Here is a 21,303-nt window from a genome sequence, read left to right as displayed (position 1 = left end):
GGGGTCTATTGGGCCGGGGTGAGCGTGAAGTCGTCTTCCGGTCTGGTGAGGCCGGCGATGAACGCGGACAACGTGTCCGGCCGGGAGTCGATGCGCCAGTCGTTGGTGGCGCGCACGCCCTCCACGTAACTGGTCACCGCGAGGTTGAACCACGAGAAGCCGATGACGTCGGAGTTCTCGGGCTTGGAGAGGCTGTCGAAGAACGAGCTGATCCAGGCGGCCTTGTGGCCGTCGGTCTCGGAGGCCCCCATCTCCGCCAGGATGATCGGCTTCTTCGTGATGCTCCGCAGCTTGTCCAGGCTCGGCTTGAACGTGTAGTCGAAACTGAAGTCGTTGTCGGACTTGTAGGGCGGGCGCAGGTATCCGGAGAGCCCCACCCAGTCGACGTAGGCGTCACCCGGATAGAGGTTCTCGAGGTAGCCGGCCGCCTTGTGCGAGGCGGGGAGGTTGTTGATGATGTTCGGCGCCCACACCCAGATCACGAGGTTGTTCGCGCCCTCCTGCTGGAAGATGTCGTGGACGTGCCGCCACATCTTCACGTAGTCGCCGGGGTTGTTGCCGTTGATCGAGTTGCCCGACCCGTCGTTCTCCGCCCACGGGTACCAGATGCCGTTCATCTCGTGGTCGAGCCGGAGCGCGAGCGGCAGCCCGGTGGCCACGATGTCCTTCGCGTACTGGTGCAGGTAGGCGTCGAAGTCGCCTCCGATGATCTTCGGCAGGGAGTAGTCCGGTGCCGAGTTGGACGAGTTGTCCGCGTTGATCGGGCGCGACTCCCACGTCATCATCGGCATCCGGCCCTGCTGCCAGGAGCGGGTGACGGCGTCGGCGCGGAAGGTCTGGTCCCAGCCCTGGAAGTAGCCGACCAGGTTCGGCGAGACCCCGATCTTCGAGCTGGTCGCGTCGAAGGTCGCCCAGTTGAAGGGCGCCTGGTCGGTGTACATGCCGAAGTAGCGCGACGACGGGTTCAGGAGGTCGGCGCGGGCGGGCGCGGTGACCGGCGTCGCGCCGTTGCCCGACGAGCCCGAGTTCGACGCCGGCTTGCCCGACGCTCCCGCACCGCTGGACGAGTGACCGCCCTTCGCCTGGGCCGCGGCGAGCTGCGTCTTGACGCTCGCGAGCTCGTTCTGGGCCGCCAGCGCCTTCTGCTGGGCGGCCGCGAGCTGCTTGGCGGAGCCGGCCTGGGCGGCCAGCGCCTGAGCCTGCATCGCGGTCATCTTGCCCTTCTGGGAGGCGATGGTCTGCGTCGCGCGGTTCAGGTTGCGCTTGAGCTCGGCGTTCTGCGCGGCGAACGGGGTGATCGTCTCCGCGGCACCCGCGACGGCGTTGCGGAGCGGGGCGCCGGTGGGCGAGACCCAGACGTAAGCGGAGATGCCGACGAGGACCATCGCGAGGGCGATGAACGCCGCAGCGGTGGCCTGCGATCGCGACTTCGACTGGGCCCACCAGGAGTGGGCCCGGCTGCTGAGGGTAGCGGTCGGACTAGACAAGGAACAGGGCCTCCAGGGTCAGGATCGCGATTCCGATCACGTACGGGATGGCGGCGAGCGGGTTGAGCTTGCGGCGCGCCGGCTTCGTGGACTTCTTGGTGGTCGCCTTGGCGGTGGTCTTGGCCTGCGTCTTGGCCTCGGCGCGCGTGACGACCGCTGTCGTCGGGCGCGTGGCCGTGGCCAGCGCGGTGGCCGAGCTGACGCCTCCCACCTCGTCGGGAAGACCGGCGATCGGCAGGGCGCCGGACGGAGCCGGGGAGGATCCGAAGGACGCGATCTCGTCTTCGCTGCTGATCTCGCCCGGACCTCCCGCGTATGCCCCGGCCCTGGTGCCCCAGCCGCTGGCGTGCGCCATGCGGAAGAACCCGATGAGGCGGATCGGCATGAGGAAGAACGTCGAGACGATGATGAACACCGGCAGGCGGAAGAAGTCGCTCGGCTTCTCGGAGAGGTGGCGGATCTGCCGGATCGACATGCTGATCACCGACGAGGCGACCATGAGCGCGACGACGGTGATGATGCCGCCCTGGATGCCGTAGGACTTCAGGAAGCCCTCGTAGAAGTTGTAGCCCTCGCCCGTGATCGACCGGTACACCCAGCCGCCCATGACGCCGGCGAGGATGAACGGCAGCAGGATGTCCATCACGAAGAAGAACGACAGGATCGGCGCGTGGCCGAGCATCCAGGGGAGCATGCGCATGGTGTTGTACTGGCTGCCGCGCGCCCAGCGGAGCTGCTGCTTGAACAGCTTCTTCACCTTCAGCGGGGCGTCGGTGTAGACCAGGCTGGTGTGCTGGTACACCGTCCGGTAGCCCTCCTTGAGGGTGAGGTTCGTCAGCGTCCGGTCGTCGGAGACCTCCAGGAACACGCCGAGGAACTTCTCGGTCATGAACTTCTCCATCACCCGCATCAGGATCGAGCGGCGGAACGCGATCGTGCGGCCGGGGAGGCAGCCGATCTGGCCGACCACGCTCTGCGCCGGCATCGAGTACAGGGCGCGGGAGTTCTCCAGCCAGTCCGCCCACCGGGTGATCCACGACCGCTCCGGCTCCAGGATGCGCTGCTTGGTGGTGACGCCGCCGACGCGCTGGTCGGCGAACGGCTTGACGAGCTCGCTGAGCGTGTTCTGCGTCCACACGGTGTCCGAGTCGACGAGGACGGTGATCTCGCCGGTGGACATCTTCGTCCCGATCATCACCGCGTTGCGCTTGCCCGGGATCGGGGTGTGCACCCACCGCACCAAGGGGGCGAACTCTTCGCAGACCTCCGCCAGCTCCGGGTTCGGGGCGCCGTTGATGACCACGATGATCTCGCCGGGCCGCTGCTCGACCATGCGGCCCAGCACGTCACGGAACAGGTCGAGCGGCTCGTCCACGACGGGCACGACGACGCTGGTCGTGCCGTGGAAATCGTCGGTGTACGGGCGGTAACGCCGGGACATCAGGACCTTCACGATCCAGATGACCCAGATCAGGGCGGAGTAGATGGCGAACAGGTAGAACTCCGGATGTCCGCCGAGCATGTGCCGGAGTTGCAGCAGGAAGATGAACACGAGGCAGACCTCTCACTGAGTTGAATGGGGGGTGGCATCCGCGACGGTGGGGATCTGGGTCGGTTCGGGTTTTCACAGTTCTACGGGTCACCGGCCACGGCCCGCAAGTGGGGGTGGAACGCACTTGACGGCGCGTCGCCGATCTGCATTCGGGGGACATGTCCGCAGACACGCCGACACGGCATACCGCTCGGTACCGGAGTGGTCGAAGCGCAGGTGGGAGCGGAAATCCGCGTTCAGAATCCCGGGAGTGGCGCGCGACGAAACGGCTCGATCCTGTACCCCGGAAAGGCCGTGGGAGCGCTCCCTGAAAGATTACGAACTTTTACACCGCCGTCACACAGCGTTCACATGCGGAGTACCCTCGCCGCCCTCGAGACGCCTCTACTGCGGAGGTCGCACCCGGCGCTATGCTGACGCCGTGACCGCAGTCGAGCGCTCCACCCGCCGGATGAGCCGCCATCGGATCGCGCGCCGCCGAGCGGCCGCGGCGATCGTCGGAGTGGCCGTCCTCGGCCTCCTCACGGGCTGCGACCTGTTCGCGCCGCAGGACACGAAGTACATCCAGGAGACCGCCGACGGCGTCAACGGCGACATCGGCGCGATCTTCATCGGGAACGCGGTTCTGCTCACGACGGATGCCTCCGGCACCACGAGCCTGGTGGCCACTCTCGTCAACCAGGGCGAATCGAACGAGGACGTGCGGATCAGCACCGACGCGGGCACGCACACGGTGACCGTGAAGCCGGCCGAGTCGGTGCAGACGGGCACACCCGACGGCGAGTCGGTGCTGTTCGAGGGGCTCGGGGCGAAGCCGGGCTCGCTGGCCTACGTGACGTTCGAGACGAGCACGGAAACGGAGACGCTCAACGTGCCGGTGCTGGACGGCGGGCTTCCGCAGTACAAGGATCTGGCGCCGTAGCCCCGGACGCGCCCACCTGAGAGAACCATCATGCGCGCCCTGCCGCGTCCCAGCACGCCAGGCCGTAGGTTGGAGCGTCGCATCAAGTGGAGGTCGCGTGACGCAGCAGGTTCAGGAGTCGCTCCGTGTTCGCGGCGCGCTGTTCGACGGAGACGAGCGGACGGAGATCGGGACGATCGGCGAGCTGCTCGACGAACTCCAGACGAGCACCGCCTTCGGCTATCTCGAGATCAACGACCCCGACCGGCTGCAGCTGTCCGAGATCGCGGAACGCCTCGGCGCACCTGAGCTACTGGCGCCTCCGGCGTCCGCCTCCACCGGGCACATGCCGCTCGTCGCCGGCGAGCACGTCCGGCTGTCGGCGCACCGTGTGCAGCTGGAGGAGCCGACCTTCCAGCTGGTGGTGGCCGACCTCCACATCTACGTGCTGCCGCGGCTGCTGATCCTCGACCACGACGGCGGGTTCGACACCGCGCCGCTGCGCGCACGGCTCGACTCCGAGAAGCGCCACCGCGACCAGGGCGTCGGCTGGCTGCTCTGGATCGTGCTCGACGAGCTGCTCGCCGAGGCCGGCGCCGCGCTGTCGGCGCTCGACGACGAGCTCGACGACATCGAAGACGTGCTGCTGACACCCGGTACGAAGCCGGCCGCGATCCAGACGCGCGTCTACCAGCTGCGCAAGTCGGCCGCGCGACTGCGCCGCTGCCTGCTGCCGCTGCGCGACGCGGTAGACGCCCTGCTGCGACGGGAGGCCGACTGCGTCAGCGCTCCCCTGTTCCCGCTGTTCCAGGGGCTCTACGACCGGGGAGTGCACCACGTGGAGTGGGCGGACTCGCTCCGCGACCTGGTGACCGCGCTCTCCGACACCCAGATCGCGATGGAGGGCAATCGGCTCAACGTCATCATGAAGAAGGTGACCAGCTGGGCGGCGATCATCGCCATCCCCGCGGCGGTCACGGGCTTCTACGGCCAGAACCTCCCGTACCCGGGCTTCAACTCGATGGGCGGGCTGTGGACCTCCACCCTGCTCATGGTCGTGGGCTGCGGCGGGCTGTATGCGACGTTCAAGCGCAAAGACTGGCTGTGAACCCCCTGGAATAGTCGAACCTATCCATGTGTTCTCATGGATATAGCTGGGCAATGGAGCCTCGAGCATCACCGAACCACTGTCGAGGAGAAACCATCCCATGTCGCTGACCGACACCGTCACCCGCACCGCCGACACCTCCTACCCGCTGCTGCCCGTGCTCGCCGAGCGCTGGAGCCCGCGCGCCTTCGACACCGAGGCCGCGATCGACGAGGCCAAGCTCACCGCCGCCCTGGAGGCCGCGCGCTGGTCGCCGTCGGCCAACAACTCCCAGCCGTGGCGCTTCATCGTCGCCCGCCGCGGCAGCGCCGCCTTCGACACGATCGTCGCGAACCTGATGGGCTTCAACCAGGCCTGGGCCGGCGCTGCCGGCGCTCTCGTGGTCGCCCTCGCCGAGGTCGTGGACGCCGATGGCAACGAGCGCCGCTGGGCCACCTACGACGTCGGCCAGGCTGTCGCCCACTTCAGCGTGCAGGCGCACCACGACGGCCTCCACACGCACCAGATGGGCGGCTTCGACGCCGCGGGCCTGCGTGCCGCGTTCGACTTCGACGAGCGATTCCTCCCCGTGTCGGTGACCGCCGTCGGCATGCTCGGCGACGTGGACGCCCTGCCGGAGCCGCTGCGTGAGCGCGAGCTCGCGCCGCGCACGCGCACCGCGCTCGACGACCTCCTCGTCGTCAACTCCTGAGCCACCTCCCCACCCGGGGAAACGCGAAGGGCACGTCGTTGTCACTTTCCGCACGGAAAAGTGACAACGACGTGCCCTTCGGCGTTCTGGGTTAGGGTCGCACGAGGGTCTTGATGGCGCGGCGCTCGTCCATGGCGGCATAGGCCTCGGCGATGTCGGAGAGCGGCAGCTCGAGGTCGAACACGCGTCCGGGCTGGATGGCGCCGGACCAGACGTCCTGCAGCAGCTCCTCCACGTAGTTGCGCACCGGCGCCACGCCGCCGTTCACGCCGACGTTCGTGTTGAAGAGCGTGCGGATGGGCAGCTCGGCGCCGCCGTTCGGCACGCCGACGTAGCCGACCATGCCGCCGGGGCGGGCCGAGCGGATCGCCTGGTCCATCGACTCCTTGGTGCCGACCGCCTCCAGCACGCAGTCCGGGCCGATCCCGTCGAAGAGGTCCTTGACCGCGGCGATGCCCTCGTCACCGCGCTCGGCGACGATGTCCGTCGCACCGAACTCGCGCGCGAGCGCCTGGCGGGACTCGTGCCGCGACATCGCGACGATGCGGGAGGCGCCCAGCCGCGCGGACGCGAGCACCGCGCACAGGCCGACCGCGCCGTCGCCGACGACGACGACGGTGCTGCCCTGCGTCACGCCCGCCGAGACCGCGGCGTGGTGGCCGGTGCCCATGACGTCCGAGAGCGTGAGCAGGCTCGGGACGAGGTCGTCGCTCGGGTACTCGGGGGTCGCGACGAGCGAGCCGTCGGCGTGCGGCACGCGCACCTTCTGGCCCTGGCCGCCGTCGGCAAAGCCGCCGAGCTGGTCTTCGGCACCCCACCAGCCGCCGTGCAGGCAGGAGGTGCTGACGCCGTTCTTGCAGTTGGCGCAGGTCATGTCGCAGTCGTAGAACGGCGCGATCACGAAGTCGCCGACGGCGATCGTGCGCACGTCGGGGCCGACCTCCTCAACGACGCCGACGAACTCGTGGCCGATGCGGCGCGGGCTGTTGGTGGGCGTGACGCCCCGGTACGGCCAGAGGTCGGAGCCGCACACGCATGCAGCCACGACCCGCACGATGGCGTCGCCGCCGGTGGAGAGGACGGGGTCGGGAACTTCTTCGAGGCGAACGTCGCGTTCGCCGTGGATCACGGTCGCAAGCATGAGGAAGAGCCTACGCTTCCTCCGCCCTCCGCCCCCGCCGACGGAGGACCAGCAGTCCTCCCGCGGCCAGCAGCAGGAGAGCGAGCAGTCCCGCTCCGGCGACATCGCTGCCGGTGTCGGCGAGGCCGCCGACAGAACCGGTGGAGGCCGTGGAGCCCGACCCGCCGGTCCCGGTCGCCGTGCCGGATCCACCCGAGCCGCCCGAGCCGCCGGGCAGCACGACGTCCGTGCGGAGCACCCGGGTGCTGCCATCCGGCGCTGTGCCGATCGCGACGAGCGAGTGGGCGCCCGTGTAGCCGGCGGGGATGACGACGGTCGCGGTCGCGGTGCCCGTGACATCGGCGTTCACCACCGCCAGGACGACGGGCGAGGAGTAGATGCCGAAGGTCACCGGGGATCCGGCCGCGAAGCCGCCCGCCGTCAGCACGATCGTCTGACCCGCCTGCGGCGACGAGGGCACACCGGGCAGCGCGCCGTCCGGGGCCGGCGGGACGAGCGGCAGCGTCACCGGCGCGACATCGGCCACCACGATGCTCAGGGTCTGGCTCGCCGCGCCCGCGGTCAGCGTGACCGCGCTCGTGGCCGCCGGGTCGAGCGTGCGGCCCGCGATCGTCGCGGTGCCGTCGCCGTTGTCGGTGAAGGTCAGGCCGATCGGGAGGGCGCCGGTCAGGGTGATGCCCGCGGCCGCCGGATAGGCGTGCGCCGTGGTGACCGTGAAGTCGACGTCGACCCCGCGCTCGACGGGGAGCGTGGCCGGGCTGGTGATCGCGCCGGCCTCCTCCACGGTCAGCACGAAGGTCTGCGAGGCGGTCGGGGCCGGTGCGTTGGCCACCGACACGGTCACGGTGTAGACACCGCCGGTGCCGGCCGCCGGGGTCCCGGTGAAGACGGCTGTGCCGTCGCCCTGGTCGACGAACCGTACTCCGGTGGGCAGCGTGCCCGACTCGCTCAGAGCGCGGGTAGCCGGGTACCCGACGGCCGTCGTCACGGTGAACGAGGAGGACGCTCCGGCCGTGAAGGTGGTGCCTGGCGCGCTCGTGAACGCCGAGGGCTCCAGAACGGTCAGCACGAACGGCTGCGTCGCGTCCGGGAGCGAGCCGTTCGCCGCCGTGATCGCGATCGGGTAGGTTCCTCCCGCGCCGACGATGGGCGTGCCGGCGATCGTCGCGGTGCCGTCCCCGTTGTCGGTGAACCTCAGCCAGGCGGGCAGAGTCGAGGACGTGCTCAGCGCCGGGACGGGCGAACCGTTCGTGGTGACGGTGAACGATCCGGCCGAACCGGTCGTGAACGACGCTCCCGCCGCGCTGGTGATCGTGGGCGTCAGGGTCACGGTGAGGGTCGCGGGCAGCGTCGTCACAGTTCCGGACGGGTTGCTGAACGTCGCAGCGTAGCGGTAGCCGCTCTGCGCCAGGGAGGCCGCGACACTGAGGGTGGTGGAGGTCGCCCCGGGGATGGCGGCGTACGTGCCGCCTCCGTCGATCGAGCGGACCCACTGCACGTTCGGGGCCGGGAAGCCCGTGGCCGCCGCCGTGAACACCGCTGTTCCCCCGTCGCCGACGGTCAGGTCGGCCGGCGCGAGCGTGATCACGGGCGCGGCGGAGACGACGAGGTTCAGCGCCTCGACGTCGGAGCCGGCGCTGGAGGCCGCCCTCAGAGAGACCGGGAAGGAACCGCCGGAGCCGGCCGGGGTTCCGGAGATCGTGGCCGTTCCGTCACCGTTGTCGACGAACGCGACCCCGGCGGGCAGGGCGCCGGTCAGGGTGAGTGCCGGCACGGGATAGGCGTGCGCGGTCGTCACCGTGAACGAGAACGCGGCCCCGACCAGCGCGTTCGTCTGCGCACTGCTGGTGATCCTCGGGGCTTCGAGCACGGTGACAGTGAACGACTGGGTCGCCGGGGAGCCGACACCGTTGGCGGCGCGCAGCACAACCGTGACGACGCCACCTGTGCCCGCGGCCGGAGTGCCGGCGATCGTCGCCGTGCCGTCGCCGTTGTCCGTGAGGCTCAGCCCGGCCGGCAGGGTGCCGGTGAGGGTGATCGGCGTCGGGGTCGGCCGCCCGGTCGTGGTCACGGTGAACGATCCCGCGGCACCGACGGCGAACTGCGCCGACGACGCGCTCGAGAACGCCGGCGTCTGGTTCAGGGTGTACGCGATGGTCTGCGTGGCCGTGCCCGCCGCGTTGGAGGCCGTCACCGTCAGCGTGTAGTCGGCGGCCGGTCCGGTGGGGGTGCCGATCAGGCCGGCGGTGCCGTCGCCGTGATCGACGAGGCTGAGCCCGGTCGGCGGGGTTCCGACGAGAGCGAAGCTCGGCTTCGGGTAACCGGTCGCGGTCACGACGGACGACTGCGCCTGGCCGATCACGCCGGTGAGCGTCGTCGAGGACGTGAAGGTCGGCGGCGCGTAGACCAGGACCGGGGCGGTGACCCGCGCCTGGTCGAGCGCAGCCGTGACCGTCGCCGCGCCCGGCTGGGACGAGGAGAACGTCGTGGAGGCCTGCCCGGTCGTGAGCGCCCCGCTGCCAGGGGACACGGAGGCGGAGGCGATGCCCGAGACGCTCCAGGCGACGGTCAGGCCCGTGAGCGCGCCGAGCTGGCCGACCGGGACGGCCACGCCGTCCGAGTCGGCCAGCACCGAGGCCGTGAGGCTGGTGCTGGACGTCGGCAGCGTGATCGGCGAGGCCGCGGCCGACGCCGTCAGCGTCAGGTACGGGGTCGCCGCCACCGCTCCGGAGGCGGTGTCGCAGTTGGTCGCACCCGGCGCTCCTGCGCATCCCCACCAGTTGCGCTTCGCGGTGACAGCGCCGCCGAGGTTGGCCACCGCGACCCCGGTATTGCCGGTGATGCGGTCGTACTGCGCCGTCAGGGTGCCGGCCGTCACGCCGATCGCGGCGCCGCCTCCCGTGGTGTTCTGGTTGCCGGTGAACGTCGAGCCCGTGACGGCGAGCGCGCCGCCGTCCAGCCACAGCGCGGCGCCGCGGAAGAGCCCGGTGCCCGCGGTCGCCGTGTTGCCGGTGAAGGTGCTTCCGGTGATCGAGAGGGAGGCGGCACCTCCCGGATCGCTCACCGCGACACCCGCGCCGCCTGTCGCGTTCGTCGCTGCGGCCGTGTTGCCGCTGAAGGTGGAGCCGGAGATCGACAGCGCCTGACCGCTCGTGCCGACGCTCTGGTAGAAGATCGCGCCTCCGGAGCCCGCCCCGGCGTCGTTGCCCGAGAACACCGAGTTCGACACGGTGAGCGAGCCGCCGACGAATTGGATGGCGCCGCCGGGGTTGGTGTTTCCGGCCACCGTGTTCGCACGGTTGCCGCTGAACTGCGAGTCGGTGACGGTCAGGCTGTCCGGCGAACCGATGGAGGTACCGCCGAGCAGCGCGCCTCCGCCGTAGACGTTGTCGACGCCTCCGGTGATCTTCAGGCCGTCGAGGGTGGCGCTCACACCGCCCACCGGCGCGGGGTCGATCAGGAACACCTGGTGCTGACCGTCGCCGACGATGGTCGGCGTGCCCTGGCCGGTGATCGTGATGTTCGAGCCAGGGGTCGTGCCGACGAGCAGGGAGCCGAGCGAGGCGGACAGCGCGTACGTGCCGGCCGGCACGTTGACGGTCTGCGATCCGCCCAGGTTGTTCGCCACGCAGAGCGCGTTTCGGAGGGTCGCCGGCGAGCTCTGCGTCGTGACGCTCGGCTGAGCGCAGGCGCCGTTCGGGTCGCTGTCGGCGGTCGAGTTCACCGTGAGCGTGGGGGCGGCCTGGGCGGGCAGCGCACCGCCGAACAGGCCCGCGATGAGCGCGACGACCGCTCCTGCTGCGATGAACGGGAGGCGGCGCACGGTCGAAGTCGGCATGACGGGAACGGGCTCCTCGCGCGCGGCCGCGCGTCGGGCACGCGCGGGGATCGTGCCGCGGGTCGGGTCGCGGCTTTCCGATGCTATCGGCGCGCAGCGCGCCGGCGATGTCCCCTCTCTGCGGGCCAGAAGGGGTGGGCGACGATGCCCTAAGCTCGCACCAGGCTGCGCGCGACCCGACCCGCCGAGCGGCCGTTCCAGGAAGGACACCCCTTGCCCGAGCTGTCGCGCCGCGCCGTCATGGTGTCCACGCTGGGCGGCCTCGGCGTCGCCGCCGCAGCCGCCCTGCCGGCAGCTCCTGCTCTGGCGCGCGGGTTCGCGGGCACCGCTGCCGCGGGCGCCGCGACCGCGGTCGCCTCCGACGCCGTCCCGGTGCGATCACTCTTCACGCCCGCTGTCGGCCGGGCCTTCCGCGCCACCGAGATCGTCGACGGAGAAACCGCCGGCGACCGGACGATCGACCTCGTCCTGTCCGCGGTCGAGGACATCGCCGACAGCGCCCCCGGCGACGAGAACCGCTTCCTGCTGCTGTTCACGGCCTCCGGCTACACCGCCGCAGACGGCATCTACACGCTGCGCCGCGCCGGCGCGCCCCAGGTGACCCTCTTCCTCAGCGCGATCGGCCCGCGCGGCATGACCCGCGCGATGCAGGCCGTGGTGAGCCGGACGGCCTGATGGCGCTGCGCACCGTCGAGCTGCGGCCGGCCGTCCCCTCCGACGACGCCTTCCTGCGCCGTGTGTTCCTGGACGCCCGCCGCGGCGAGTTCCCCGGAATCCCCGCCGCCGACCTCGACCCGCTGCTCGGCCTCCAGTACCGCGCGCACGCCGTCGAGCGCCGCGACCGCCACCCGCGCGCCGAGACTTCGATCATCCTGGACGCCCACGAGGCGGTCGGAACGGTCACCGTCGATCGCGAGGGCTCCCGCGTGCACCTCGTCGACATCGCCGTGCTGGCCGAGCACCGCGGGCGCGGGATCGCGTCGCGCGTCATCGCCGACCTCGTCGCGAACAGCGGCCGCGTGACCCTCTCGGTGTGGGGCCTGAACTTCGGTGCGCGCCGGCTCTACGAGCGGCACGGCTTCGCGGTCGTCTCGGAGCAGTTCGGCTACCTGCTGATGGCCACGGAGGCGGACGGATGACCGCGTACGACGACTGGGCCGCGGCGACCGGGCAGACATTCGATGCGGGGGCCGGGAGCGGCGAGCGGCACAGCCTCCGGCTCGCCTCCGTCAGCCCCGCCCGGCGCGCGAACGGCTGGCTCGGTTACAGCCTCCACTTCGCCGCCGCACCCGACAGCCCGCTGCAGCAGCAGACCTACGAGCTCAGCGGCGCCGGCATCGCCGAAGCGGTGTTCCTGGTCCCCACCGGGCTCACCGCCGACGCACTGACCCTGGAGGCCGTGTTCATGGTGCCCGACCCGGCCGCCGGCCCCGACGAGGAGAAACGATGAGCGATCCCTACATCGGGGAGATCCGCATGTTCGCGGGCAACTTCCCACCGGCGGGCTGGGCGCTGTGCCAGGGCCAGCTGCTGCCGATCTCGGAGTACGACACGCTGTTCAACCTGCTCGGCACCACGTACGGAGGCGACGGCCAGGAGACGTTCGCCCTGCCGAACCTGAACGCCCGTTTCCCCGTGCACGCCGGGACAGGCCCGGGAGGTGCCCCCTTCACCATCGCCCAGACCGGCGGAACGGACGAGGTCACGCTCACCACCGGCCAGCTACCGGCGCACTCGCATCCGGTCACCGCCGGCTCGGCCGCGACCACGGCGAGCGCGAACGGCGCGTACCCGGGCGTCTGGGCCGACACGCCGTACACCGCGAACGCACCGGACACCACGCTCTCGCCGCAGCAGATCGCGCCGGGCGGAGGCTCGCAGCCGCACGAGAACCGGCAGCCGTACCTCGCGATGACCTTCATCATCTCGCTGTTCGGCATCTACCCCAGCCAGACCTGACCCGAGGACGATCCGTGAGCGAACCCTTCCTGTCCGAGATCAAACTCGTCAGCTTCGCCTTTCCGCCGAAGGGCTGGGCGCTGTGCAACGGCCAGTTGCTGCCCATCAACCAGAACCAGGCACTGTTCGCACTGCTGGGCACCACGTTCGGCGGCGACGGCCAGGTCACCTTCGCGCTGCCGAACCTCCAGGGGCGCGTGCCGGTCGGGGTGGGCAACGGCCACACCCTCGGCGAGGCCGGGGGCGAGTACGCGCACACCCTGTCGGTGCCGGAGATGGCCTCGCACGTCCATCCCGCCTCGGTCGCCGCCACGGCGAGCACCGGCACCCCGACCTCCTCGACCGTGCTCGCCCAGCCGGGCAAGGCCGCCTACTCGGCGACCGCCGCCGGCACGATGGCCGCGGGCAGCGTGTCGACGGCCGGTGGGAACCAGCCGCACGAGAACACGGCGCCCTACCTGGCCCTGTATTACGTCATCGCCCTGCAGGGCATCTTCCCATCGCAGAACTGAGGTCACGATGAGCAACCCCTTCGTCGCCGAGATCCGGCTCGTCCCCTTCAACTTCGCCCCGAAGGGCTGGGCGTTCTGCAACGGGCAGATCCTGCCGCTGTCGCAGAACACGGCCCTCTTCTCGCTGCTCGGCACCACGTACGGCGGCGACGGCAAGTCGACCTTCGCCCTCCCGAACCTGCAGGGGCTCACGGTCCTCGGCGCGGACAGCGACCAGTTCTGGCTGGGCCAGCAGGGAGGCGCGGAGACCGTCAGCCTCCTCGCGAGCGAGATCCCGTCCCACAGTCACCAGCTCTCCGTAGCGGCCCGACCGGGATCGTCGGCGAGCCCCTCGGGCGCGACCTTCGCCATGCCGCGGGTGGGCCGCACCCAGGAGAGCGCCTACGGCACCGGCCCGAGCGTCCCGCTCGCCGCGAACGCCATCGCGCCCGCGGGCGCCTCGCAGCCGCACAACAACATGCAGCCGTATCTCGTGCTGAACTACATCATCGCGCTGCAAGGCGTCTACCCGCCGCGGCAGTAGCCCGCGACGAGTGAGCAGGTGCGGGAATCCATCGAGGATTCCCGCACCTGCTCACGTTTCGGCCGTCAGTCGCGTATGGGGGCGACGGTGAGGCGGTCGCCGTCGGGGGCGAGGTCGACCCGCACCTGGTCGCCGTCGCGGATCTCGCCTGCGAGGAGCTCCGTCGCCAGCCGGTCCTCGATCTCGCGCTGCATCAGACGACGCAACGGGCGAGCGCCGTAGATCGGGTCGTAGCCGCGCTCGGCCAGCCAGCGCCGGGCGTCGGGCGTGACCGCCAGCTCCAGCCGGCGCTCCTCCAGCCGCCGCATCAGACGATCGATGTTCAGCTCGACGATCTCGCCGAGCTCCTCCTGGTTCAGCGTCGAGAACACCACGATGTCGTCGAGCCGGTTGACGAACTCGGGCTTGAACGCCTGCCGCACCATCTGCAAGACGGCCTCTTCGCGCTCGGTCTCGTTCAGGGTCGGGTCGACCAGGTACTGGCTGCCCAGGTTGGAGGTCAGGATGAGGATCGTGTTGCGGAAGTCGACCGTGCGGCCCTGGCCATCGGTGAGCCGACCGTCGTCGAGCACCTGCAGCAGCACGTCGAACACCTCGGGGTGCGCCTTCTCGACCTCGTCGAGGAGGATGACCGAGTACGGACGCCGCCGCACGGCCTCCGTCAGCTGACCGCCCTGCTCATAACCGACATAGCCGGGAGGGGCTCCGACGAGCCGCGAGACGGAGAACTTCTCCCCGTACTCGCTCATGTCGATGCGCACCATCGCCTTCTCGTCGTCGAACAGGAACGCGGCGAGCGCCTTCGCGAGCTCGGTCTTGCCGACACCCGTCGGGCCGAGGAACAGGAACGAGCCCGTCGGGCGACCAGGGTCGGAGATGCCCGCGCGCGTGCGGCGCACGGCGTCGGCGACGGCCTGCACGGCCTTCTTCTGGCCGATGATCCGGCGGCCGAGCTCGTGCTCCAGGTGCAGCAGCTTCTCCGTCTCGCCCTGGGTGAGCCGGGCGACCGGGATGCCGGTCCACGCGGCGACCACCGCGGCGATGTCGTCGGCGGTGACCTGCTCGTTCACCATGCGCGGGTGGTCGGGGTTCTGCTCGGCCTGCTCGGCCTCCGCCAGCTCGCGCTCGATGCCCGGGATCGTCTCGTACTCGATGCGCGAGGCCTCCTGGTAGCGGCCGTCGCGCAGCGCGAGGTCGCGCCGGGTCTTGGCCTCTTCGAGTTGCGAGCGCAGCTCGCCGACCCGGTTGAGGGAGGCCTTCTCGGCCCGCCACCGCTCCTGCAGCGCCTCCAGTTCGCCCTCCTGCTCGTGGAGGCGCTGGCGCAGCTGCTCGAGACGCTCCTTGCTGGCTTCGTCCTTCTCCTTCTTGAGCGCGAATTCCTCGAGCTTCATGCGCTCGACCTGACGCTGCAGGGTGTCGATCTCCACCGGAGCGGAGTCGATCTCCATCTTCAGCCGGCTGGCGGCCTCGTCGATGAGGTCGATCGCCTTGTCGGGCAGCTGCCGGGCGGTGATGTACCGGTTCGACAGGGAGGCCGCGGCGACCAGTGCGGAGTCCTCGATCGTGACGCCGTGGTGCGCCTCATAGCGGCCCTTGAGCCCGCGCAGGATCGCGACCGTGTCCTCCACGCTCGGCTCGCCGACGTAGACCTGCTGGAACCGGCGCTCGAGCGCGGCGTCCTTCTCGATGAACTCGCGGTACTCGTTGAGCGTCGTCGCGCCGATCAGGCGCAGCTCGCCGCGGGCCAGCATCGGCTTCAGCATGTTGGAGGCCGCGACCGAGCCCTCCCCGCCGCCGGCGCCCATGAGGATGTGCAGCTCGTCGACGAAGGTGATGATCTCGCCCTCGGCGTCGTTGATCTCCTTGAGGACGGCCTTGAGCCGCTCCTCGAACTGGCCGCGGTACATCGCACCGGCCACCAGGGCGGACAGGTCGAGCGTCACGAGCTGCTTGCCCTTGAGCGAGTCGGCGACGTCGCCGGCGACGATCCGCTGGGCCAGCCCTTCGACGACGGCGGTCTTGCCGACGCCGGGCTCGCCGATGAGCACGGGGTTGTTCTTGGTGCGCCGCGTCAGCACCTGGCTGACCCGGCGGATCTCGGCGTCACGCCCGATCACCGGGTCGAGCTTGCCGCTCTTCGCGATCTCGGTGAGGTTGATGCCGTACTGTTCGAGGGCGCTCTTCGCCTCCTCCTGCGTGGAGGGGGCGCCTTGCATGTTCGCCATTCTCCGTGATTTCCTTTCGAAGTCCTGTGACAAAGTTGAGTCTACTAAGCTCAACTTTGGTTTGGCGAGGGCTATTCCGGATTCTTTCGACGCTTTCCGGCCACCAGGGCGACTAGCCTGAACTCCATGATCGACCCGATGGACGTGCGGGTCGTGCTCCTCGACAGCGCGACCGCCGCGACGCTCGCCCAGGTCCTCCCGCTGCTCCTGCTGACGCTCATGGTCGAGCTGCGGCGGGTGGAGGTGCACCGACGCGGGCGCGTCCGGCTGACGCGCACCCTCCTCGGCGTGTTCTTCCTGATCTTCGGGATCATCGAGACCGTACTGGTGCTGTCGATCGACGGCACGTTCATCCCGTTCGAGTGGACCGACCTCGTGCTCGCCCTGGTGATCTTCGGTCTGCTGGCCCTGCTGTTCTGGCTCTCGCTGCTCGACGCGCCGAGCGCGAAGAAGCGCAAGCACGACTGAGAACGCCGAAGGGCACGTCGTTGTCGCTTTTCGGGGGCGAAAGTGACAACGACGTGCCCTTCGAGGATCAGTCCTCCGAGGTGGGCGCCTGCGGAGCCTGTGGGCCCTCCGGGGGCTGCGGGGGCTTGCGCCTCGCGGTGAGGATGACGATGACCACGCCGATCAGCGCGAGCACCACGATGCCGATGCCGATCCCGATGACGAGCGGGAGGCCGCTGTCGGTCGACGACGGAGCGGTCGCGGGCGCCGAGGTCGACACCGTCTCACCGGGCGTCGGGGCCACCGCTCCCGGGGTCGCCACCACGTCTCCCGGAGTCGCCGGAGCGCCGCACGTCGGCGTCGCCGAGCCGCTGGACGCCGCCGCGGCGCCCGAGGCCGGCTTGTACTCGAACCCGTAGGTGCCCGAGACCGTGTGGCCGTCGGCCGAGACGATCTGCCAGTTCACGGTGTACGCGCCGGCCGCGCCGAGAGTCACCGGCGCGCTCACGCCGCGATCGAGGATCGTCGGGCACCCGGTCTCGAAGTAGCGGCCTCCCGAACTCACTTGGAGGATCGCCGACTTGCCGTCACCGGTCAGGTCGAGCACCCGGTCGTTGAACGTCAGGCTCACCTGCGTCAACGGCTCGGTCTGCGTCGCTCCGCTGGCAGGGGAGGTCTCCACCAGGTAGTCGTGCGCACTCGCAGCCGCGGCCGGAGCGAGCGCCAGCGCGGCCGCCACGAGCATCGCCCCGACGGCGGCGACGCCGCGTCGGCGGCTGCGCCACGTGGGCGTTCCGGTCTCGCGCATCATGACTTCGTCCCTTCCGTCGGGGCCGCCGGCACGGTCGCGGGGCGCGGGCGACGCATCAGCGCCACCACCGAGACGACGAGCGCGACGGCGCCGAGAAGCAGGCCGCCGATACCCAGGCCGATCGCGGTCGCGGCCGCCGCGGGGGAGGCCGCCGATGGCGTCGCCGGAGCGACGGCTGTCGGGGTCGCCAGCAGCCCGGTCGCCCCGCCGTCGGCGGCCGGAGGCGCGTCGTTGATGTAGACCGTGGGGGCCGGGTGCTCCGGCTCGGCTCCGGAGGCCGGTGTCTTCTGATCCCAGTCCACCACCGAGCCGTCGGAGTAGAACTGGTGGGTCGGCAGCACGATGCTCCCGGTGTCGGGCATCGCGCCCGCCGAGATCACGAACTGCTGGAACTGACCCGGCGCGATCTGCACGCCCGGCTCTGCGGTCCAGACGACCTTGACCGGCGCCTCCGTGACCGTGCCGTCGTCGGTCTTGATCGGCTTCGCGAGCTTCTCGGTGACGACCTGGGTCGTCCAGCCGGCGAGCGGCTGGTACGACACCGAGCCGAGCGGCGTGGCGGTCGGGAGGTCGACCTCCAGCTTGACCGTGCCGGCGGTCGCCGACTCGGTGGGGACCTTGAAGGTGAGCGTGGCGTAACTGCCGACGGAAGCCTGGTCGGGGTCGACGTGGACGTGCGCGCTGGCGGCGAGCGGCGCCGCGAGAGCGAGGGCGATCGCGGCGACGGAGGCCGAGCCGGCCACGGCTGCGGTTCGGAGGCGCAGGCGGCTGCGCGTGATGGAGTTGTTCATGGGTTCGTCCGATTCTCGGCCGCGTCGACGCGGGCCGGGTGAGGGGATGGATGAGGCCTCCGGGCCGATCCCGCGACGGCGGTTGCTGTGCGGCGGATGGCGAGGAGGGAGCATTCCCCGGACGGCGGCGAGACGCAGAGTGCTGTTCAGCCGACCGGGACGAACACCGTGGGCGGCCCGCGGCGACGTCTTCCGTCGAGCACGGGGTCGAGCCGGCGGGGGCCGAGCGGTGCGTCGGCGAGCGCGGTTGCGACGCGCCGAAGCGGCTGCGCTCGCACCGCTGTCACGCGGTCGACGAGCCGGCCCAGGACGAAGAACGCGAACCGCGCGACCGCCAGCAGCGTGCGCTCGCCGTGCAGCAGCGCTGCGATGGTCAGCAGCGCGGCAGCGGCGTGCGAGAGCCACATCCACGGGCTGTCGCCGAAGATCATCGCCGGCATCGTCATCCCGGGCGCCGGGGCCACCGGGGTCGAGCCCGGCACCAGGGTCAGGTGCATGCCCGCGTGGAGGTGGCCGTCGGCCGGCATCCCGCTGAACGTCGCCGAGGGGCTCAGTGTGAAGAGCGCGTGGAACAGGAACTGGCTGACCAGCACGGACATGGTCAGCCTCCACGCGGCGACCCGCTTGCCCACCAGGGCGATGCTTCCGAGCGATGAGAACACGAGGCTGAGCGTGAGGGCGAGCGCGCTCGGCGCCAGGCCGCCTCCCACCATGTGGAACAGAGCGGCGACGAGGGTCGCGACGGACGCGGCGGCGAAGCCGCGAGCGACCCGGGCTCCGCGCGAACTCATGCGACCCACTCTACGCGGCGTTCTACACGCGGTCGAAGTGCGTGACGCGGCTGCGGGGCAGCGCCGGACATGACGCGACCGCCGAGCATCCGAGGGTTGGAGGATGCCGGGCGGTCGCGCCGGGTCGAGACTCGTCAGAGCGCGGCGGGATCCTTGTCGTCGATGTTCGCCGGAGCCTTGGCGTCGAGCTCCGCGGGGAGCTCCAGCGGGCGGCGCGTGTAGTAGTCCTTGCCCTTCCGGTAGAAGAGCACCAGCGGCACGATACCCAGGACGATGAGGCCGACGCCGAGGATGTTGACGATCGGGTCGTTCTGGCTGATGCCCATCACGAAGATCACGCCCATGAAGATCGCTCCTGCCGCCGGCCAGAGGAAGATCAGCAGGAAGTTCTTCACCGACTTGAACAGCACCCGCCGGTACGCGACCACCACGGCCACGCCCGCGAGCGTGTAGTAGAACGCGATCTGCATGCCGATCGAGGCGATGGCGTTGGTCATGATCTCGCCGACCGACCCGAGCAGGTTGGAGCCCACGAACAGGATGATCGACACGGCGACGACGATGAGGGTCGCGAACGCCGGGGTCCGCCAGCGCGGGTGGATGCGCCCGAACGCCTTCGGGATGGTGTGGTCGCGGCCCATGGCGAACAGGGTGCGGGTCACCTGGATGAGCGTGGTCTCCAACGTCGCGATGGTCGACAGCGCCACGGCGACCACGAGGATCTTGCCGCCGATGCCCGGCCAGACCGCGTCGCCGAGCACCGAGAGGATGTTCGCGCTGTTGTTCTCGATCGTCTTCGACGGCAGCATGACCAGCGTCGCGATGGTGAAGATCTCGAAGAGCAGGAAGACGATGACGATGCCGATGATGCCGGCCGAGCCCGCGTTCTTGTGGCCGTCCTTCGTCTCCTCGTTCAGGTTCGACGAGACGTCCCAGCCCCAGTAGTAGAAGGCGGCGATCAGGGCGGCCGAGACGAAGACGCCCTGGCCGCTCAGGTGGCTGAAGCCCAGCCAGTCCCACGAGAAGTTCGGTCCGGCGTGGCTGCTGGTCGCCGCCCGCACGATCATCAGCACGGCGAAGAGGATGAGGATGCCGACCTCGATGAGCGACATGATCCACTGCGCCCGAGCGGTCACGTGGACGCCGAACAGCACGCACGCCGCCATCACGAGGAACCAGATGGCGCCCACTCCGGTGATGAGCCAGGCGTTGTTCGCCTGGTCGGGCGCGAACAGCGTGACGGTCATCGCACCGGCGGGGAGGGCTCCCGCGACCATGAAGATCGTCGCCGAGATCACCAGCGCCCAGCCGGACAGGAAGCCGAGGATGGGGTGGAGGGCCCGGGCGACCCACGAGTACGTGGCTCCGGCGTTGACATCCGCGCGTCCCAGATAGAGGAACGCCCACGCGATGCCGAGCATCGGGATGCCGCACCAGAGCAGTGCGGCCGGTGCGCCGAGCGCGGCGGCGCCGACGAGCGTCGCGGTCGTGGCCGCGATCGAGTAGGCGGGCGCGCTGCCTGCGACAGCCATCACGATGGAGCCGGCGGCGCTCACCCCGTCCGCCTGCAGTGCGTGCTTGTCTTCGCCTCCGCGAGGGTCGGCTCCGTTGCCGAGTGCTACGGAATCCGCCCGGGAATCTTCCTGCGTCATTGCTCTCCCTGGCTAGGGTCGCGTGTGCGACAGAGGGACGTTAGCAAGTGGATGGCGCCTACGTAAAGCTTTTCTGCTACGAAATCGGTTGTCGCTGCGAAGAAATGTGACGGAAACCGAAAGCATTCTGTGTGAAATCAGAGTTTCTCGACACTTTCCGGCCGGGGCGGCGAGGCTTCGGAGGCCCCGCGGACCGGCCGGGCCGGCCGATGCTCGCTCGCCGCGATCACGAACGTGGCGTGATCGGCGGTCCCGCCGGCGGGGCGGAAGCCGAGGCGCAGGGCGAGCCGCGCCGACGCGATGTTCGAGCGGGCGACGACCGCCGTCACCAGGCAGGCGCCGAGCTCGTCGAACGCGAGATCGAGCATGGCGCGCGCAGCCTCCGTGGCGTACCCGTGACCTCCCGCGGCCGTGAGCTGCAGCCAGCCGATCTCGGCGACGCGGGTCTCTAGAGCGACGGTCCGCAGGTGTAGCGAGACATCGCCGATCACGTGGCCGTCGAGCTCCATGGCGAGCACCAGGAGGTCCCCCGGGCGCGAGAGCGTGGTGTGGGCGGTGCGGTCGACCAGGTGTTCCCTCACCTGACGAGCCGTTCGCAGCGGCCAGTCGAGCCCGAGGCGCACCTCCTCGTCGTCCTCGATGCGACGCCAGTCGGCCTCGTCGGACACCCGGTAGGGACGCAGGAGCAGGCGCGCCGTCCGCACTTCGTGCGCCTCGACCGGCCTCCCGATGGCCGGTGCGCTCCACAGGGAACGGAGCGCGCCCCATCCGGAGACGGGGCTCCAGGGGCGCAGCGGGTGAGGGCGGCGCGGGAGAGAAGCCAAAGCATCCTCCTCTCCTGGCTCGACGCTAACTCCGCGCCGCTATGCCGGGG

At 70.3% G+C, this 21,303-nt stretch carries 20 protein-coding genes; 10 read left to right on the top strand and 10 right to left on the bottom strand.

Annotated features, from left to right (window positions below):
* Positions 1-5: 5 nt before the first annotated feature.
* Both ASF88_RS00200 and ASF88_RS00195 read right to left on the bottom strand, forming a co-directional pair.
* Positions 6-1,487 carry a glycoside hydrolase family 26 protein gene (locus tag ASF88_RS00200; RefSeq protein ID WP_055912632.1) on the bottom strand — a complete coding sequence of 494 codons (1,482 nt, stop codon included), beginning with the start codon at positions 1,485-1,487 and terminating at the stop codon, positions 6-8.
* Positions 1,480-3,039, bottom strand: coding sequence for a glycosyltransferase family 2 protein (locus ASF88_RS00195; protein ID WP_055912629.1), 1,560 nt, complete (start codon positions 3,037-3,039; stop codon positions 1,480-1,482). Before ASF88_RS00195 ends, ASF88_RS00200 begins: the two co-directional genes overlap by 8 nt.
* Before the next feature lie 421 nt (positions 3,040-3,460).
* On the opposite strand from ASF88_RS00195, the gene ASF88_RS00190 reads away from it, so the two are divergent.
* The 3 genes from ASF88_RS00190 to ASF88_RS00180 all read left to right on the top strand — a co-directional run bounded on the left by ASF88_RS00190 (position 3,461) and on the right by ASF88_RS00180 (position 5,739).
* Complete coding sequence (locus ASF88_RS00190) at positions 3,461-3,961, top strand: hypothetical protein (RefSeq protein WP_157498125.1); 501 nt, start codon at positions 3,461-3,463, stop codon at positions 3,959-3,961.
* Positions 3,962-4,058: 97 nt separating this feature from the next.
* Positions 4,059-5,048: a CorA family divalent cation transporter gene (locus tag ASF88_RS00185; RefSeq protein ID WP_055912624.1), complete on the top strand. Its 990-nt coding sequence runs from the start codon at positions 4,059-4,061 to the stop codon at positions 5,046-5,048.
* Between the two features lie 100 nt (positions 5,049-5,148).
* Positions 5,149-5,739 (top strand): nitroreductase family protein, encoded by a 591-nt coding sequence (locus ASF88_RS00180; RefSeq protein ID WP_055912621.1) that lies wholly within the window; start codon positions 5,149-5,151, stop codon positions 5,737-5,739.
* A 91-nt stretch (positions 5,740-5,830) separates the two neighbouring features.
* Here ASF88_RS00180 and ASF88_RS00175 read toward each other — a convergent pair whose 3' ends face one another.
* Both ASF88_RS00175 and ASF88_RS00170 read right to left on the bottom strand, forming a co-directional pair.
* On the bottom strand, positions 5,831-6,880 hold the full coding sequence (locus tag ASF88_RS00175; protein ID WP_055912618.1) for a zinc-dependent alcohol dehydrogenase family protein: 1,050 nt from the start codon (positions 6,878-6,880) through the stop codon (positions 5,831-5,833).
* 10 nt (positions 6,881-6,890) lie between these two features.
* Positions 6,891-10,718: a beta strand repeat-containing protein gene (locus ASF88_RS00170; RefSeq protein WP_055912615.1), complete on the bottom strand. Its 3,828-nt coding sequence runs from the start codon at positions 10,716-10,718 to the stop codon at positions 6,891-6,893.
* 213 nt (positions 10,719-10,931) lie between these two features.
* On the opposite strand from ASF88_RS00170, the gene ASF88_RS00165 reads away from it, so the two are divergent.
* Genes ASF88_RS00165 through ASF88_RS00140 form a run of 6 tightly spaced genes read left to right on the top strand, consistent with a single transcriptional unit; the run spans position 10,932 to position 13,712 of the window.
* Complete coding sequence (locus ASF88_RS00165; protein WP_055912612.1) at positions 10,932-11,393, top strand: DUF6916 family protein; 462 nt, start codon at positions 10,932-10,934, stop codon at positions 11,391-11,393.
* Complete coding sequence (locus tag ASF88_RS00160) at positions 11,393-11,857, top strand: GNAT family N-acetyltransferase (protein WP_055912610.1); 465 nt, start codon at positions 11,393-11,395, stop codon at positions 11,855-11,857. Before ASF88_RS00165 ends, ASF88_RS00160 begins: the two co-directional genes overlap by 1 nt.
* Entirely contained in the window at positions 11,854-12,168 is a 315-nt protein-coding gene (locus ASF88_RS00155; RefSeq protein WP_055912607.1) for a DUF6916 family protein, read from the top strand. The genes ASF88_RS00160 and ASF88_RS00155 overlap by 4 nt, the downstream gene beginning before the upstream one ends.
* Positions 12,165-12,677 (top strand): phage tail protein, encoded by a 513-nt coding sequence (locus ASF88_RS00150; protein ID WP_055912605.1) that lies wholly within the window; start codon positions 12,165-12,167, stop codon positions 12,675-12,677. The genes ASF88_RS00155 and ASF88_RS00150 overlap by 4 nt, the downstream gene beginning before the upstream one ends.
* A gap of 14 nt (positions 12,678-12,691) precedes the next feature.
* Entirely contained in the window at positions 12,692-13,189 is a 498-nt protein-coding gene (locus ASF88_RS00145) for a phage tail protein (protein ID WP_055912602.1), read from the top strand.
* A 7-nt stretch (positions 13,190-13,196) separates the two neighbouring features.
* Positions 13,197-13,712, top strand: a complete 516-nt coding sequence (locus tag ASF88_RS00140) for a phage tail protein (protein WP_055912599.1) — start codon at positions 13,197-13,199, stop codon at positions 13,710-13,712.
* Positions 13,713-13,777: 65 nt separating this feature from the next.
* On the opposite strand, the gene ASF88_RS00135 is transcribed toward ASF88_RS00140, so the two are convergent.
* Positions 13,778-15,937, bottom strand: coding sequence for an ATP-dependent Clp protease ATP-binding subunit (locus ASF88_RS00135; RefSeq protein ID WP_082518644.1), 2,160 nt, complete (start codon positions 15,935-15,937; stop codon positions 13,778-13,780).
* 126 nt (positions 15,938-16,063) lie between these two features.
* Here ASF88_RS00135 and ASF88_RS00130 point away from each other — a divergent pair, with 126 nt between their 5' ends.
* The gene (locus ASF88_RS00130) at positions 16,064-16,405 is read left to right on the top strand and encodes a hypothetical protein (protein ID WP_055912597.1); all 342 of its coding nucleotides are present in this window, start codon (positions 16,064-16,066) and stop codon (positions 16,403-16,405) included.
* Positions 16,406-16,472: 67 nt separating this feature from the next.
* On the opposite strand, the gene ASF88_RS00125 is transcribed toward ASF88_RS00130, so the two are convergent.
* From ASF88_RS00125 to ASF88_RS00105, 5 genes are all read right to left on the bottom strand, one after another.
* The gene (locus tag ASF88_RS00125; RefSeq protein WP_235493209.1) at positions 16,473-17,195 is read right to left on the bottom strand and encodes a copper resistance CopC family protein; all 723 of its coding nucleotides are present in this window, start codon (positions 17,193-17,195) and stop codon (positions 16,473-16,475) included.
* The gene (locus ASF88_RS00120) at positions 17,192-17,986 is read right to left on the bottom strand and encodes a YcnI family copper-binding membrane protein (RefSeq protein WP_055912591.1); all 795 of its coding nucleotides are present in this window, start codon (positions 17,984-17,986) and stop codon (positions 17,192-17,194) included. Before ASF88_RS00120 ends, ASF88_RS00125 begins: the two co-directional genes overlap by 4 nt.
* Before the next feature lie 146 nt (positions 17,987-18,132).
* Positions 18,133-18,777, bottom strand: a complete 645-nt coding sequence (locus ASF88_RS00115) for a hypothetical protein (RefSeq protein WP_055912588.1) — start codon at positions 18,775-18,777, stop codon at positions 18,133-18,135.
* A 134-nt stretch (positions 18,778-18,911) separates the two neighbouring features.
* Positions 18,912-20,429, bottom strand: coding sequence for an APC family permease (locus ASF88_RS00110; RefSeq protein ID WP_055912585.1), 1,518 nt, complete (start codon positions 20,427-20,429; stop codon positions 18,912-18,914).
* Between the two features lie 137 nt (positions 20,430-20,566).
* On the bottom strand, positions 20,567-21,253 hold the full coding sequence (locus tag ASF88_RS00105) for a GNAT family N-acetyltransferase (protein WP_082518643.1): 687 nt from the start codon (positions 21,251-21,253) through the stop codon (positions 20,567-20,569).
* Positions 21,254-21,303 lie beyond the last annotated feature (50 nt).

Origin of the sequence: Leifsonia sp. Leaf336 (assembly GCF_001423695.1) — a bacterium.
In the GTDB taxonomy this organism is placed as follows: Bacteria; Actinomycetota; Actinomycetes; order Actinomycetales; family Microbacteriaceae; genus Leifsonia.
This window is presented reverse-complemented; position numbering and strand designations above follow the sequence as displayed.

Bases quoted from the DNA above. Each gene is read 5' to 3' on its own strand.
- ASF88_RS00140 (WP_055912599.1), top strand. From the start codon at position 13,197: ATGAGCAACCCCTTCGTCGCCGAGATCCGGCTCGTCCCCTTCAACTTC.
- ASF88_RS00160 (WP_055912610.1), top strand. From the start codon at position 11,393: ATGGCGCTGCGCACCGTCGAGCTGCGGCCGGCCGTCCCCTCCGACGAC.
- ASF88_RS00170 (WP_055912615.1), bottom strand. From the start codon at position 10,718: ATGCCGACTTCGACCGTGCGCCGCCTCCCGTTCATCGCAGCAGGAGCG.
- ASF88_RS00125 (WP_235493209.1), bottom strand. From the start codon at position 17,195: ATGATGCGCGAGACCGGAACGCCCACGTGGCGCAGCCGCCGACGCGGC.
- ASF88_RS00115 (WP_055912588.1), bottom strand. From the start codon at position 18,777: ATGAGTTCGCGCGGAGCCCGGGTCGCTCGCGGCTTCGCCGCCGCGTCC.
- ASF88_RS00110 (WP_055912585.1), bottom strand. From the start codon at position 20,429: ATGACGCAGGAAGATTCCCGGGCGGATTCCGTAGCACTCGGCAACGGA.
- ASF88_RS00150 (WP_055912605.1), top strand. From the start codon at position 12,165: ATGAGCGATCCCTACATCGGGGAGATCCGCATGTTCGCGGGCAACTTC.
- ASF88_RS00135 (WP_082518644.1), bottom strand. From the start codon at position 15,937: ATGGCGAACATGCAAGGCGCCCCCTCCACGCAGGAGGAGGCGAAGAGC.
- ASF88_RS00120 (WP_055912591.1), bottom strand. From the start codon at position 17,986: ATGAACAACTCCATCACGCGCAGCCGCCTGCGCCTCCGAACCGCAGCC.
- ASF88_RS00175 (WP_055912618.1), bottom strand. From the start codon at position 6,880: ATGCTTGCGACCGTGATCCACGGCGAACGCGACGTTCGCCTCGAAGAA.
- ASF88_RS00180 (WP_055912621.1), top strand. From the start codon at position 5,149: ATGTCGCTGACCGACACCGTCACCCGCACCGCCGACACCTCCTACCCG.
- ASF88_RS00130 (WP_055912597.1), top strand. From the start codon at position 16,064: ATGATCGACCCGATGGACGTGCGGGTCGTGCTCCTCGACAGCGCGACC.
- ASF88_RS00155 (WP_055912607.1), top strand. From the start codon at position 11,854: ATGACCGCGTACGACGACTGGGCCGCGGCGACCGGGCAGACATTCGAT.